Source organism: Methylobacterium sp. ARG-1, assembly GCF_001262595.1.
GTDB lineage: Bacteria > Pseudomonadota > Alphaproteobacteria > Rhizobiales > Beijerinckiaceae > Methylobacterium > Methylobacterium brachiatum.
In genome coordinates, this window is the sequence record NZ_LHCD01000040.1 from 36215 (window position 1) to 49450 (window position 13236).

The following is a 13236-nucleotide window of genomic DNA, read 5'->3' on the forward strand; positions in this document are numbered from 1 at the left end:
TGCTGTCCGGCGCGCTCGCTGGCGCCGAACCGTCGTCCATTCCGAGGGCGAGGGCGCTAGAAACCGCCCGCGTGGCCGTCCTTGCGGGGATCGGAGCCGCCGACGTAGCCGCCGTCGATCCGGCGCACGAGCTGCGCGCCGCCGAAGCCGAAGGCGGAATCCGGCGGCTCACGCACGAGCTCGTGGCCCCGCGCCTCCAGCTCGCCCAGCACCGGGGCCGGGAAGGCGGTCTCGACCGCGACCTGCAATCCGGCGACGTGGCGCCAGCGGGGCGCATCCACGGCGGTCTGAGGGTCCTGCCCCCAGAGCTGGGTCCGCACGAGAACCTGCACGTGCCCCTGCGCCTGGATGGGGCCACCCATGAAGCCGAAAGCCATCAGCGGCGCCCCGTCCTGCATGACGAAGCCCGGGATGATCGTGTTGAACGGGCGCTTGCGCGGACCGACCTGGTTGGGATGGCCCTCGGCCAGGGTGAAGCCGTAGCCGCGGTTCTGCAGGCTGATGCCGGTCTCCGGCACCACCACCCCGGAGCCGAAGCCCGAATAGTTCGACTGGATGTAGGAAACCATCATGCCGCCGGCATCGCCGGTGGCGAGGCACACGGTGCCGCCCTCGTTCGGCGCCCCGTGCCCGAAGACCTGCGCGCGCCGGCGGTCGATCAGGGCCGCCCGGGAGGCGAGATAGGCGGGATCCAGCAGGTGGTCGTGGGTGACCTTGGTCATGTAGCGCAGGTCGGCCGCGTAGGCGTAGACGTCCGCGAAGGCGAGCTTCATCGCCTCGATCTGGAGATGGAGCGCGTCCGGGCTGTCCGCCGGCAGGTCCGCGAGGCCGGTCGAGCGCAGGATCCCCAGCGCCATCAAGGCCGCGATGCCCTGCCCGTTCGGCGGGATCTCGTGCAGGCTCGCCCCGCCAAAATCCTGCCGGATGGTGCCGCACCAATCCGTGCTGTGCTCCGCCAAGTCACCCTCGTCGAGGGCAGCGCCGTGCTGGCGGGCGAAATCCGCGATCCGCTGCGCCAGCTCGCCCCGGTAGAAGGCCTCGCCCCGCGTCTCGGCGATCAACCGGAGCGTGCGGGCATGGCCGGGGGCCCGGAACAGCTCACCGGCGGCCGGCGTCCGCCCGTCGGGCATGAAGGTCGCCGCGAAGCCGGGCTGGGTCTTCAGCTCCGCCGCACCCCGTCGCCACAGCTCGGCGATGACCGGCGAGACCAGGAAGCCTTCCTCCGCGTAGCCGATGGCCGGCTCGAACAGGCGCGCGAAGGGCAAACGGCCGAACCGCCGCGACAGCTCCACCCAGGCGGAGACCGCGCCGGGCACCGTGACGGTGTCCCAGCCGCGATGCGGAAACGCGCCGTGATGGGCGAAGCGCTCCGGCGTCCAGCCGGCCGGCGAGCGCCCCGAGGCGTTGAGCCCGTGCAGCTGGCCCTCGTGCCAGAGGATGCAGAAGGCATCCGACCCGATGCCGTTGCCGGTGGGCTCGACCACGGTCAGTGCGATGGCCGCAGCCAGCGCCGCGTCGAGGGCGTTTCCGCCCTGATGCAGCATCCTCAGCCCGGCTTGCGTGGCGAGGGGCTGCGAGGTGGCGACGAGGTTCCGGGCGAAGACCGGCGAGCGCCGGGAAGCGTAGATCGCGTCGTGTCGGTATTGCATCATCGATCTCGTGGACGGCCAGGCTCCCGGAGCCCGTCTTGGCAAGCCTTATGCCCTTTATTCAGGGCTGCGTTGAGCCGGGAGTGCACTGTCCGAATGGCCGTGACCGGAATCCCCCGGCCGAACAGCCGTATTCGGCGGCGCATCCAGAACGGTGCCGCCGAATACGGCCTTCGCCTGGGGTCCGGACGCGTGCGGGCTCGCGTCCCGCCGACGTTCCGCAACCAAACAGCTAGGCGGCCGATACATGCTCGAGGCCCATCCGCTCATCCTGGCCGATCTGCGCGCGGTTGGCCGAACCGCAACGCGTTTACCATGGGCAGTCGCATGTCGACGCGCTCTTGGATGATTTCCGGGCCCAGCGCGATGCCTTTTACATGCCCGACGCCGTCGAACTGGCGATCTGGTTCCACGACGCCGTCTACGTGCCGGGAGCACGAGACAACGAGGAGCGCAGCGCCGCCTTGCTGCGCAAATCCCTTGATCCCGCCCGAGCGCTGTTCCTCACGGCCTGGACCTCTCTGGAAGGGCCGGCACGGTCGAACATGCAGCGGGAGTGGGTCAGTCTTTCCTGACGACAAACGCCAGGCCGGCCATCCGTGTGGGGTCGTTCTCGGCCTGCAGAGAATGCCAGGCCTTCCTTACCGAAGGTCCCAGCGCATAAGGGGCCCGACCACGCCGATCGCGTCGTCGATATCGACGAGCCAGCCGCTGCCGATCGCGATCTGTGACACCGCCCAGATCGCGGCACCGTCCTTCCGAGCGAGAACAGCGTGCCCGTGAGTTCCCGCAAACCCGGCACGCCGTGCGGTGGCTTCAGCAACCGCGGCGGCTTCCCGCGCTGAGAGCCGGGTCGCCGGGAGGCGCAGCTTTCGAAGCAGTCGTACGAGGAGCAAGCGTCAGACCTTTATGCGGCTGATCTCATTTGCAGGCGCCAGGTCGACCAGATAATGGCGCGGGCATCGCCACGTGTCGAAAGCCGGTTCCTGGCCCATAGTTCGGCGGCCGGATGCGCCGCCGATGCTGATCTGCCCCCACGCGGTGGTCCGGTGTCAAAGTTCGCGGAGGATCGGCCTCTGCTCCAGTCGCTCGAGAAGCAGCGCGTTCTCGCCCAGGACGGTCTCGATCGCGAGAAGACGTCCCGCCTGCGCGTACGATACATGAGCATCCATCGGCAGCCCCGCAGCGTCCGGCTTTTCAATTTTGCAAGTCCAATCCGGTTGCCTTCGGCCACTAACATTCGATCATGCGCTAATCACGACTTAAATCGACTTTGCATCGCAAACTATTACTACTAAACACCCACAAGGCGAGGTCAATCGAGCTTCGGAGGCCATCCTGACGGGCGACCATGAGGCAGCCTGGCTTTAATCCGTCCCGCCGCGTGCGGGGCGGCACGGCGCGATGGCGTCGGGGGCCCCATCTTCGTCTCGTACAAGAACAAACCGGCCATATTGACCGGCTTGTAGTGTGTAGGAGCTCAGTTTTATCCATGAAGACCCGTATCGCTGCCGCCGTCACCGCGCTTGTCCTTGGCGTCGCTCCGATCTCGTCGGCCATGGCCTCAGATGGTGCGCGCTGGACCGGCCTCGCCCCCTATGACGTCGAGACCACCGGAGCGCTGGGGCTCGGCGTCCACGACGCGCCCCTATACGACCGTTGCCCGATGAGCTCGGCGGCAGAGGGCAATGCCGACCAGCAGACCCGCCCGGTGAAACAGTACGGTCAGACCACCGGCGGCTATCGCTGCTGATCCGGCAGGCGACGCGTGCCCATGGCCCTCAAGGCCCTCTCCTACGCGATGATCGGCGTCTTCGTCGGCGGCCTCCTGATGACCCTGTTCGGTTCGGCCAGCATGCTGCTGGGCCTGTAGCCGAGCGGCCCGGGCTGTCGCGCGGACCGATCTGATCGACCTGCGGCGGGGTGCGAGCCCCGCCGCTTTTTCATGGGGCGCCGAAACCACACCGCGATCGTGCCGCGTCCCGTTCACCATCAGGTTGATGAACGGTCGAGCCGGAAGGGGTTCAGGGCGCGGATCGCATCCTCCTGGCATCCGGTCCGGCCAGCGCGGGCCGACGGTTTCAGGAGTTGGTGTCATGATGCGCTTCAAGACGCTCTGGATGGCCGCGATCCTCGCCGCAGGGCTCGGCACCGCCACCGCGGCGAACGCTGCCCCGTTCGGCTACGGCCCCCTCGGCGGCGGCGGGCTGATCGAGCGCGTGGCCGGCGGCTGCGGCCCGGGCTTTCACCCGAACCCGTGGGGCCATTGCCGGCCCAACGACCGCGGCTGGGGCTATGGCGGTCCCCGCGGCCCCTATGGCGGCCGCCCGGGTTACGGATACGGATACGGCGGCGGCTACGAGCGCGGCCCCGGGGGCTACGACGGCCCGCGCCGCTTCTACGGCGGCTGGTAGCCGCCATCGGGCGTCGCGCGGCGGGGCCCGACATCGCCTCTGAACCGGCCGGGCTTCCGGACGGTTCTCCCGCCGGAGGTTCCCATGTCCGATCTGTCCCAAGAGCCCAAGCGCGTGAATGTCGAGGATCCGAGTTCGGCCGCCTACTGGGCCCGACGCCTCCAGGTGCCGGTCGAGGATGTGACCGCGGCCGTGCATGCGGTCGGCGATGAGCCGGCCGCCGTCGCGGCACATCTCGACCGGCCGTGGCCCTACGACGGCAGCGGCATCGTCTGAGCCGGCCCGCGCTGGCGCCGAACCGGTCTCCGGCGCGGCGGCGAACGCTTCAGGTCACCGGCCCCGCTCGTCGCGACCGCGCGGGCGGGGCACCGATCCGATCGTGTCGCAAGCACAACCCGGGGGCGCATTGCCGCAGAATTATTACCTCAAAAGTAGTATTACTGTTCGAATGGCCCAGCTGATACGCAGTCTTTACAGCTGGGTGCGCCGCAATAAGTGAGACATGCTCAGGCACGGGCGACGTGCAGGGCGTGATGTGATGATCGATGAATTCCCGGACGACCAAGTCGGCAGTCCCGAGCCGGGCTCCGAACTGGCGCAGGAAGCCAACGGCGTCGCCTTTCTACTCGCCAGCGCGGCCTACCTGGCCCTCGCAGACGCTTATCTGCGCCGCGAGGGCCCACCCGGGCTGACGGTGATGGACGAGATCGAGGACAGGATCGAGGAGGCGCTCCAGAGCTTCGTCGCGGAGACCTCCTACCACGATGCGCGCCCCGATATCCTCGCGCACGCGACTGCCAAGATCCGCGCCCTGCTCGAGGCCGGACGCTCCATGTCGCCCGGCCCCGGATCGCTCCAGTGAGGCATGCGGCCCCCGGGTGCCGCACCGATCGGCTTCCGAGACGGGCTCGCCCCCTGACCCGGGACTGCCAAGGCGCGGCGACAATGCCCGGCCTTGAGGGCGGCTGCCCCCCTCGACGGACGCTACGGACGGGACGCGGGCGCCTCGGGTGACGGCTTCGGCTCGCCCGGTGCCTGCGGGGCCGGATCCTGGGGGACTGGCTGGGTCTGCTGCGGCGCCGGAGCGGGTGCGGTCTGGTCGGTTTGCAGGGACTGGTTCGCCTTGGTCTGGATCTGGTCGGCGGTCTGCTGGCTGATGACGCCGTAGGACACGGCAGCCGCGAGGGCGACCGCGATGATCGCCCCGATGATCGTCTTCGTGAGCTTGGGCGGCATGGGGGCCTCCTCTTGCGTGGCGGTCGACCGTGTCAGGCGGCTTCCTTGCGCGTGACGACCAGGGCCCAGATCGTCGCCGGGATCCAGCCGATGATCGTCAGGTGGAGGATGATGCAGAGGATGCCTTGGAAAATCTTCCCGCGCAGGAACATGGCGAGCCATGGCGCGAGGAAGCAGATGAGGATCATGATCATGGTTGGAACGGCTCCTTGCCCCTGACATAGGCGGCCGGTCCCGTACAGCTAGACCTTGGCGGACGGGCCCGCGACGCAGCCGGTCGGGCCGGACCGTCCCGATACCGGGTACGCCCGGATCGCGACGCGGAAACCCGCCCGGGCGGGCGGCGCCGGTCACCTACCAGGGGTCACCTACCAGGCATGGATGAGGTGGCCGCCGGCCAGAACGAGGACCGCGAGGGTCACGAGCGAGATCAGAACCTTCCGGCCCGCCTCCACCGCGCGCCCCGCCGCGCGCGAGGGCCTGCGTCGGCCGTCCGGCGTCCTGAGGATGTGGATCTTCGGATCGGAGAGATGCTGTGTCAGGCTCTCAGGCAGCGCGCGCTTCGATGCGCCAGACTTCGACCGAATCCTGCGCATCCGAGATCCCCAACCAAAACCGCTTCGCACCGGCCCCTCGTCCACGAGGCGGCGGGCCGCTATCCGAGGGTGACCGCACCGTCGACCGGGTTCACCGCGACCACGCGCGGCCCGCGGATATCGGGATCCCGCTGCTCCCACGCCGACAAGGCCGCGTTGGCGGCCTCGACGATCGCGCCCGGCGCGCCTCTGCCGATCTGGGGACGGATCGCCTCGACGAGCCGCGCCAGGATCGTCTGCTCCTCGAGCGGATGGGCGGGCATCGTCGCGCGCCGGCAGAAGGCGGCATAGACGTTCTCGGCGATCACACGGGCGACGCGATCGGCGTCCGGTGTATCCTGTGCCATCCATCCGTCTCCTGAGAGCGTGTTGCCGTCGGCGCCTGTTCTAGAGCGCGCGCCGCCGAAGGGGAGACCGGGTCGGCCTCAGCAGGGGGCGCGACAGCGACGACCGGCATGACGAATCGCGATCGGTGTCCGTCCAACCCACCGTCCTCACCCCGCGGCGCCTGTGAGCCCGGGGGCGGCGGATCGGCCCGGACGCCGTCGAGGCGGCCAGCTCAATCGTCGTCGAGATCGGCCGGCGAGCCGGGCGGCAGGGGGCCGTCGTCGATGACGCCGCGATCGCCATCGTTGAAGGGCGGCCCGTCGAAGCCGACGACGCCGTCGGGATTGTCCGGCGTCACGTTCGGATCGACCCGGCGGATGCCGTCGCGGCCCAGGCGTCGGTCGATCCGGTCCATTCGCCTGAGGTCGCGCTCAACCGGGACGTCCCGGGAATCCTGGGCCAGCGCCTCCGGCGAAACTGCAAGGGCCATCAAGGCGCCGAAAGCCAGTAGCCGCATGTCGGAGAGCCCTTCGTTCTGAGGTGCCCGGCAAGAAGCGTCGCCGACCGTCCGGGCTGGGCGGGCATCGGCCACGGCCAATCCTCGGCGACTGTGCCGGTAATGGCTCGGCGGATCAACGCTACGTGGCAGACGCTCCCGGAGTTCGTTCCGGATCCGAATCTTCCGAACTTGGGCGCCCCAACGTGCCGCCGTCTCCGGTCTGACGATGGGTTCCGTAGCCGGCTGTCAATCGACTGGGCAGCCCTCGGCCCGCTCCCGCCGGCGGCGCTCGGCGTTCTGCTGGGCCTGCTCCTGCCAGCTCTCCTCGGGCGGCGTCATCTCGGCCCGGCTGGTTGCGGGACCCAGGGCCGTCGAACCGCGCGGTCCCGCCGGCAGCGAACCCGTCGTCCGCGGGTCATCGCAACCCAGGTGGGGCTCGTCGCTCTCGGCCAGGGCCGGGGTCGCGCACACGATCAGGGTCGCGACGGTCGCCAGGAATCTGTTCATGCGTGCGGTCACAGGCTGCCGGCAAAATATCCGTTGGCGGCGGGCGGAGCGTCGGATCGCGGACACCGGCCAGGCGTATGGCGAAACGCTTAACGAAAAAGAGCCCGCCGCAGCTGGTGCCGAGCGGGCTCGAAGGGGTCGTCTTGGGAGGAGGCTTTACCTAGCCCAGATGCGCCGCCGCGAGCATTGGCGATCCGGCATGGCCGAGGCGCGCTGGCGGCATGTAACTGCTACGCTCGCACGGTCGTGACTTGTGATCGGGCCCGCGCGGACATCGCGGGCGATAACCAGCCGGCGAAAACCGCGTCGCGAACGGCCTGTATTGGTCGTGGGCCAAAAACGCTTCGTGCCTCGTCCAGGACGCAGTCACCCGAGCATCCGGCACCGTGCAGGCGAAATCCTATTCTGATATGCAACTTCTGATTAGTGTCGCCGGACTAACATGCTTTGATGTTGCCGTCCGGCGAGGCGTCCGATGTACCGTGCTCTGGCCTGCCTAACCGAGGAGCACACGCCGTGGGTGCTCCCCCTGGCCGCCTGCGTCTGCTGGATCTCCTGCTACGTCGCCCTGCTGTTGGAGCAGCGCGTCCGGAAGGGCGGCGCCTGGGCGCCGACCTGGCTGCTCGCCGCCGCCTTCTCGGCGGGCGCCGGCATCTGGAGCACCCATTTCATCGGCATGCTCGGCTACGATCCCGGCATCGTCGTCGGCTACGAGACGGCCACGACGGCGCTGTCGCTGGTCGTGGCCGTCGCGGCGGCCCTGGTCGCCTTCACGCTCCTGCGCGCCGCGCGCCGGGACACGCCGTGGGTCGGGGCTTTGGCCGGCCTGATCCTCGGCGGCGGCATCGCCTGCATGCACTTCCTCGGCATCGCCGGCGTGGTCCTGCCCGGACGGTTCGACTGGGACCTGGCCCTGGCGCTGGTCGCGACGGCGATCGGCTGCGGCCTCTCCGGCGCCGCCCTGGTGGTGCATGTCCGCGGCGGCGATGCGCGAACCCGGATGGCCGCGGCCACCATTCTGACGGCGGCCATCGCCGGGCTGCACTTCCTGGCCATGGCGGCGGCACGGGCGATCCCGGATCCGGCCCTGGACATGCCGGATCTCGGCCTCGCCCGCGGCGCCGTGGCGGGCGGCATCGCCGTGATGATGGCGGTGATCCTGGCCTTCGCGGCGCTCGCACTGATGCTGGATCACCTGCACACGATCAACGCCGCCCTCGCCCGTCAGGGTCTGGCCCTGCGCGAGAAGACGCTGCTGCTGGACAGGACCCTGGGCAGCATGGACCAGGGGCTGATCATGGTCGACGGACGCGGCCTGGTTCAGGTCTGCAACGAGCGGGCCCTGGTGCTCCTCGACCTGCCCCGCGCGATGATGCGCTCCAGCCCCAGCTACAAATCCGTCCTGCGCCATCAGCTGCAGAACCGCGAGCGCAACCGGACCGACCGCTCGTACCGGGACTGGATCGAGCGGGGCGGGCTGGAGCAGGCCCATGTCCACGAGCGCGTGCGCCCGAACGGCCTCGTGCTCGAGATCCGGACCGTGCCGCTGCCCGATGGCGGCTTCGTGCGGACTTTCACCGACATCACCCAGCGCAAGGCCGCGGAGGCCGAGGTGACGCGGCTCGCCCGCCACGACATCCTGACCGGCCTGCCGAACCGCGGCCTGTTCCGCGAATATCTCGACGGGCGGCTGGCCGACATCGCGCTCCGGGGCGGCACCGGCGCCGTCCTGTATCTCGATCTCGACGGCTTCAAGGGCGTGAACGACACGCTCGGCCATCAGGCCGGCGACGACCTGCTGCGCAGCGTCGCCGACCGTCTGCGCTCGGTGGTGGGCGACGGCGTCGTGGCGCGTCTGGGCGGCGACGAGTTCGCGGTCCTGCTCGACGGCGGGCGCGACGAGGCGACCGGGATCGCCGAGCGTCTCACCGGCCTGTTCCGATCGCCGCTGCAGGTCGGCGGCCAGCGGATCGGCGTCGGCCTGAGCGTGGGCATCGCGCTTGCCCCGGAGCACGGCGCCAGCGCGGAATGCCTGTACCGGCGCGCCGACCTCGCCCTCTACCGGGCCAAGGCGGAGGGCCGGGGCACCTACCGGGTGTTCGCGGCCGACATGGACGAGGAGGCGGAGGAGCGCCGGGTCCTGGAGAGCGACCTGCGCCAGGCGCTCGCCGACAACGCCCTGAACCTCTACTACCAGCCGCAGGTTGACGGCGCGTCCGGCGTGCTGGTGGGGTTCGAGGCGCTGGTGCGCTGGACCCATCCGGTCCGCGGCGAGATCCCGCCCAGCGTGTTCGTCGCCCTGGCCGAGGAGACCGGGCTGATCATCACGCTCGGCGATTGGGTCCTGCGCGAGGCCTGTCGGGAGGCCGCGACCTGGGCGCCGCCCCTGAAGGTGGCCGTGAACCTGTCGCCGCGGCAATTCCAGAAGCCGGACCTGCCCGAGACCGTGCTCGCCGTGCTGGCCCAGACCGGCCTGTCGCCGGACCGGCTCGAGCTGGAGGTGACCGAGAGCGTGATCATCAACGACATGGCCCGGGCGATCAGCATCCTGCGGCGCCTGAAGGGGTTCGGCGTCCGGATCAGCATGGACGATTTCGGCACTGGCTACGCGTCGCTCGCGACCCTGCAGGCCTTCCCGTTCGACAAGATGAAGATCGACCGCTCATTCGTGGCGCAGCTCGGTGTCGACCCGCAGGCCGCGGTGATCGTGCGCGCGGTGCTGAGCCTGGGTCGCAGCCTGCGGATGGGCGTGGTCGCCGAGGGCGTGGAAACCTCTGCGCAGCGGCGCTTCCTGGCGGACGAGGCCTGCGGGGAGATGCAGGGCTACCTGTTCGGCAAGCCGCGCCCGATCGGCGACTATGCCGAGATGCTGTGTTGCCCCGACGCATCCAAGGAGAGGCTCCACAGCGCCCGAGCGCGGGCCTGACCGTCCGCGCCGAACGGCGCGGCAGCCCGGCGATTATCCGGAGCCCCCCGCCGCGGCGCCGGGCCGGCCTATGTCCGGGGCCGGGTCAGCCGTGGGGCGAGCGCCGCCGCACTGCGGATCGCGCATCCGCCCGCCGTGATGCAGCCACGGCGCGGATGCGCGCGGCCCGGGCGCGCTCGATCTCGGCGACGCCCGCCGGCCGGGGCGCGGCCTCGACGGTGAACGGCATCCGGCTGCGGATGTCGCCGTAATAGTCCGAGCCGCTCATGCCGAAACCGCCGCCCACGACGGGACCATCCATGAGCGGCTCCCCGGCCGAGGCGGCCGTGGCACAGCAGACGAGGAGGGCGGCGTAGATCAAGCGCATGCAGGAACTCTGGCAGGACGGGACGGCGGTTTTACGACCACGGGCGTCACGGTGACGCGAGCGCCGGACATCACGGCCGCTCGGCCCCGCCCCGATCTGCTCACGGGGCGGGGGAGCGTCCGATCTCACCAGCGGTCGAGCCCATACGCAACGCGGCTCGGACGCGAGAATGCCGGACTTGGGTTAGCGGACCCTACGCCCGCACCGGCCGGGTGATCCCGACACGGGACTCGCGCATGAGAAAGCCCGCCGCGGCTCTGGGCCGGGCGGGCTGACGAAGCATGCAGGCGTGTCGGACGCGCTAGAAATCGCCGCGCCGGCCGAAGCCCCGCGGGCCACCGTAACCACGGCCATAGCCACGACCGTAGCCGCGCCCATAGCCGTAGCCATGACCCCGGCCATAGCCGCGCGGGCCGCCATAGCCGTGGCGGCGGCCGAAGCCGGGCCCGAAGCGGGGACCGCCGTAGCCGTACTGGACCTGTTCCGCGGCCGGGGCGGCCTCGGTGACGGCTCCGAGGCCGATCTGGGCAGCGGAGGCGGGGACAGGCGCGAGAAACAGGCTGGCTGCGAACAGGCCACCCGTCAGAGTCGGAATCTTGAACACACGGTCTCTCCTCGCCAAGGCCGCCGGTATGCACCCCTGGCGTGTGGAAACCCCTCGGCATCTCAGACCGTTCCTGACACGGTGCATCGGCCACGCGCGTCCGGCGGGCCGAGCCCCACGCCGGCGCCTCCCCGGGGCCGTCCCGCCGGGGGATGCCGGGCGGTACGACGATGAGAGCTGCAATGGTGAAATGGCTCCTGGTCGCGGTCGCGATCGTCGGCAGCACCCCGGCCCTTGCCCAGCGCCATCGGGCCAACAGGCCGCAGGGTCGCGGACCGATCGCGGCCCCGGAATTCGGCGTGCCGCGTCTGCCGACCACGACGCTGCGCCCCGCCGACGACGGCATCATCCACTGGAACACGCCCAACAAGGACGGCAATCTCGGCGGCCCGGGGGCGGGCGGCGGCGGCGGGGGCGGCTAGCAGGCCGCCTCAGGGTTCAGCGGGCCGCGCTATGACGGCGCAATCGCTCAGCCGCCGCCATTGTCGCCGCCGCCGCCGGCGCCGGTCTGGGGAACGGCGCGCTCCGGCTGGTTGGCGTTGCCGCCCGCCGCGGTGTCGGTGGTGATCGTCGCCGCGCCCGTACCGGTCGGGGCGATCACGGCCGTGCTGCCCGGACCGCTATTCTCCCGTCCGCCGGGCACGACCACGGTCCCCTCCGGCGTGCCGGGCGGGACCTGACGGGGCGGCCCAGGCTGGACGATCGGGGCGGGACCGGTGTTGGTCTGCGCGAGAGCCGGTGTCGCGAGGCTGAGCGCAAGAACAGCAAAGACAGCATGACGCATCAGAGGCTCCTTTATCTTGGCTGTGCCGTGCGCGTTGCACACGGGCTTCGTGCCAAAACGTACGATCGGAGCGGTGGTTTCCGATCGACAGGCCTCCGGATACGCCGGCCCGATCTCGCGTCCGGCTCTCCGGGATCGTGAACCGGAACCGCTCCTTGGGAAGCTGGCGCCGGGATACATCCGCCGCCGGGGGCGGGCGATCGGGACGTTCGAGCGCTCCCGCCTGCCGGCTGGCGGCGTTGCTGCGCAGGGCGGGCCGCGGCGGCGCTCCCGAGGCTTCGAAGCCAGTACTTCGACAATGCCGCGGCGCGGTGGCACTTGAGGTCGTCACAAAGGCTTGTGTTAGTCGAACAGGATTGTTGATCTCTGCGCTCGACAATGCGCGGCTCGGTCCTCTATGGTGCTCAAATGGTGCCGGCACATGTCGAGCCGTTCAGCACGTTGTTTCCAGGAATTCTGCACACATGAAGCGCCGGAGCGCGCGGCCGTTCACGGTCGAAGTCAAGAATACCCGTCCCTCCCGCGTCGCGTTGGCCGATACGACGATGCGGCCCCGCGAAAGCCAGACCCTCTGGTGGGACCTTCCCACGGAGACCGCCGAGAAGCCGGCCGTGGCGCAGCCCGCCGCCCCGGTCGCGTCCGCTCCGCCCGAGGCCCCGGCGCGCCGGGTGCTGCCGAGCCTCATGCCGATGTTCACCACCGAGGACGAGCCGGACACGGCGGCGGCGGACGAGGTTCCGTCGATCGAGCGCCTGCCGCGGGTGCGTCGCGCCAAGGTTGCGGCGACGCCGGCAACCAAGCGCGCGCCGAAGGCCGAGGCGGCGCGGCCCATCTTCACCCCGGCCCCGGCGGTTTCGCGCCCGGCACCAGCCCCGAGCGCACCCGCTCCGGCCCAGGCCGCCGTGAATCAGCCGGCCGCGATGCCGACGCGCGCGATACGCCTGTCCCGCCAGGCCGACACTCTGAAGGCCGGCGAGCGCTGGAAGCGGCGGCTGCCGCGCCACCTGTGGTGACCTGAGCGGCGGGCACGGCCCATCACAGAGCATGGCGGGCGCCCGTCCGGTCGTGATCGGTGGCCCCCAACCCACCCCCTCCTCCTTCGGGGCCCCGCACCGCTTCGGCGCCTGGGGGCGGGGGTGGGATAGACCCTGCGTCATGGATCGGCGGGCACAGCCCATCGGCATGGCCGCCTTTCTCGGCGACAGCTACGATGGCGCATGTGGGCTTATGCAGGCCGCGACGCGCCCCCGCTCTCGCACGGGAGAGGGGACCTGCGTCCCATCCTGTATTGCGTGAACCCGCTAGCGCGGTGGAATAGGTCTGCTCT

General features: G+C 70.4%; 18 protein-coding genes. 8 read left to right on the top strand and 10 right to left on the bottom strand.

From position 1 onward, the window contains the following. Positions 1–56: 56 nt before the first annotated feature. Positions 57–1649 (bottom strand): gamma-glutamyltransferase family protein, encoded by a 1593-nt coding sequence (locus AKJ13_RS26005; RefSeq protein ID WP_050735965.1) that lies wholly within the window; start codon positions 1647–1649, stop codon positions 57–59. A 290-nt stretch (positions 1650–1939) separates the two neighbouring features. On the opposite strand from AKJ13_RS26005, the gene AKJ13_RS33320 reads away from it, so the two are divergent. The 5 genes from AKJ13_RS33320 (at position 1940) to AKJ13_RS26030 (ending at position 4925) form a co-directional block, all read left to right on the top strand. Next, complete coding sequence (locus tag AKJ13_RS33320; RefSeq protein WP_348270977.1) at positions 1940–2224, top strand: hypothetical protein; 285 nt, start codon at positions 1940–1942, stop codon at positions 2222–2224. Between the two features lie 917 nt (positions 2225–3141). Further along, complete coding sequence (locus AKJ13_RS26015) at positions 3142–3402, top strand: hypothetical protein (protein WP_050735921.1); 261 nt, start codon at positions 3142–3144, stop codon at positions 3400–3402. A 343-nt stretch (positions 3403–3745) separates the two neighbouring features. Then, on the top strand, positions 3746–4063 hold the full coding sequence (locus tag AKJ13_RS26020) for a hypothetical protein (protein ID WP_050735922.1): 318 nt from the start codon (positions 3746–3748) through the stop codon (positions 4061–4063). An 84-nt stretch (positions 4064–4147) separates the two neighbouring features. Further along, positions 4148–4339 (top strand): DUF3606 domain-containing protein, encoded by a 192-nt coding sequence (locus AKJ13_RS26025; RefSeq protein ID WP_007567267.1) that lies wholly within the window; start codon positions 4148–4150, stop codon positions 4337–4339. Between the two features lie 262 nt (positions 4340–4601). Next, positions 4602–4925 (top strand): hypothetical protein, encoded by a 324-nt coding sequence (locus AKJ13_RS26030; protein ID WP_050735923.1) that lies wholly within the window; start codon positions 4602–4604, stop codon positions 4923–4925. A 122-nt stretch (positions 4926–5047) separates the two neighbouring features. Here the strand turns inward: AKJ13_RS26030 and AKJ13_RS26035 are convergent, their stop codons facing one another. The 6 genes from AKJ13_RS26035 to AKJ13_RS26055 all read right to left on the bottom strand — a co-directional run bounded on the left by AKJ13_RS26035 (position 5048) and on the right by AKJ13_RS26055 (position 7228). After that, positions 5048–5299, bottom strand: a complete 252-nt coding sequence (locus AKJ13_RS26035; protein WP_050735924.1) for a hypothetical protein — start codon at positions 5297–5299, stop codon at positions 5048–5050. Positions 5300–5331: 32 nt separating this feature from the next. Further along, entirely contained in the window at positions 5332–5493 is a 162-nt protein-coding gene (locus AKJ13_RS30875) for a YqaE/Pmp3 family membrane protein (protein WP_200905707.1), read from the bottom strand. A 174-nt stretch (positions 5494–5667) separates the two neighbouring features. Beyond that, positions 5668–5895, bottom strand: coding sequence for a hypothetical protein (locus AKJ13_RS26040; protein WP_050735925.1), 228 nt, complete (start codon positions 5893–5895; stop codon positions 5668–5670). 59 nt (positions 5896–5954) lie between these two features. Continuing rightward, positions 5955–6242: a hypothetical protein gene (locus AKJ13_RS26045; RefSeq protein ID WP_007567278.1), complete on the bottom strand. Its 288-nt coding sequence runs from the start codon at positions 6240–6242 to the stop codon at positions 5955–5957. 212 nt (positions 6243–6454) lie between these two features. Further along, positions 6455–6712: a hypothetical protein gene (locus tag AKJ13_RS26050; protein ID WP_244471735.1), complete on the bottom strand. Its 258-nt coding sequence runs from the start codon at positions 6710–6712 to the stop codon at positions 6455–6457. Between the two features lie 255 nt (positions 6713–6967). Beyond that, a complete protein-coding gene (locus tag AKJ13_RS26055; protein WP_050735927.1) occupies positions 6968–7228 on the bottom strand; it encodes a hypothetical protein in 261 nt (86 codons plus the stop codon). Between the two features lie 475 nt (positions 7229–7703). Between AKJ13_RS26055 and AKJ13_RS26060 the strand changes: the two genes are divergently transcribed. Next, positions 7704–10154 carry an EAL domain-containing protein gene (locus AKJ13_RS26060; RefSeq protein WP_050735928.1) on the top strand — a complete coding sequence of 817 codons (2451 nt, stop codon included), beginning with the start codon at positions 7704–7706 and terminating at the stop codon, positions 10152–10154. 85 nt (positions 10155–10239) lie between these two features. Here the strand turns inward: AKJ13_RS26060 and AKJ13_RS26065 are convergent, their stop codons facing one another. Together AKJ13_RS26065 and AKJ13_RS26070 are read right to left on the bottom strand one after the other, a co-directional pair. Continuing rightward, on the bottom strand, positions 10240–10521 hold the full coding sequence (locus AKJ13_RS26065) for a hypothetical protein (RefSeq protein WP_050735929.1): 282 nt from the start codon (positions 10519–10521) through the stop codon (positions 10240–10242). Positions 10522–10822: 301 nt separating this feature from the next. Continuing rightward, positions 10823–11125, bottom strand: a complete 303-nt coding sequence (locus AKJ13_RS26070) for a hypothetical protein (protein WP_050735930.1) — start codon at positions 11123–11125, stop codon at positions 10823–10825. A 182-nt stretch (positions 11126–11307) separates the two neighbouring features. Here AKJ13_RS26070 and AKJ13_RS26075 point away from each other — a divergent pair, with 182 nt between their 5' ends. Next, positions 11308–11547 (top strand): hypothetical protein, encoded by a 240-nt coding sequence (locus tag AKJ13_RS26075; protein WP_050735931.1) that lies wholly within the window; start codon positions 11308–11310, stop codon positions 11545–11547. 47 nt (positions 11548–11594) lie between these two features. On the opposite strand, the gene AKJ13_RS26080 is transcribed toward AKJ13_RS26075, so the two are convergent. Further along, positions 11595–11909, bottom strand: coding sequence for a hypothetical protein (locus AKJ13_RS26080; RefSeq protein WP_064774673.1), 315 nt, complete (start codon positions 11907–11909; stop codon positions 11595–11597). 464 nt (positions 11910–12373) lie between these two features. Between AKJ13_RS26080 and AKJ13_RS26085 the strand changes: the two genes are divergently transcribed. Then, complete coding sequence (locus AKJ13_RS26085; RefSeq protein ID WP_050735932.1) at positions 12374–12922, top strand: hypothetical protein; 549 nt, start codon at positions 12374–12376, stop codon at positions 12920–12922. The last annotated feature ends 314 nt before the right edge of the window (positions 12923–13236 follow it).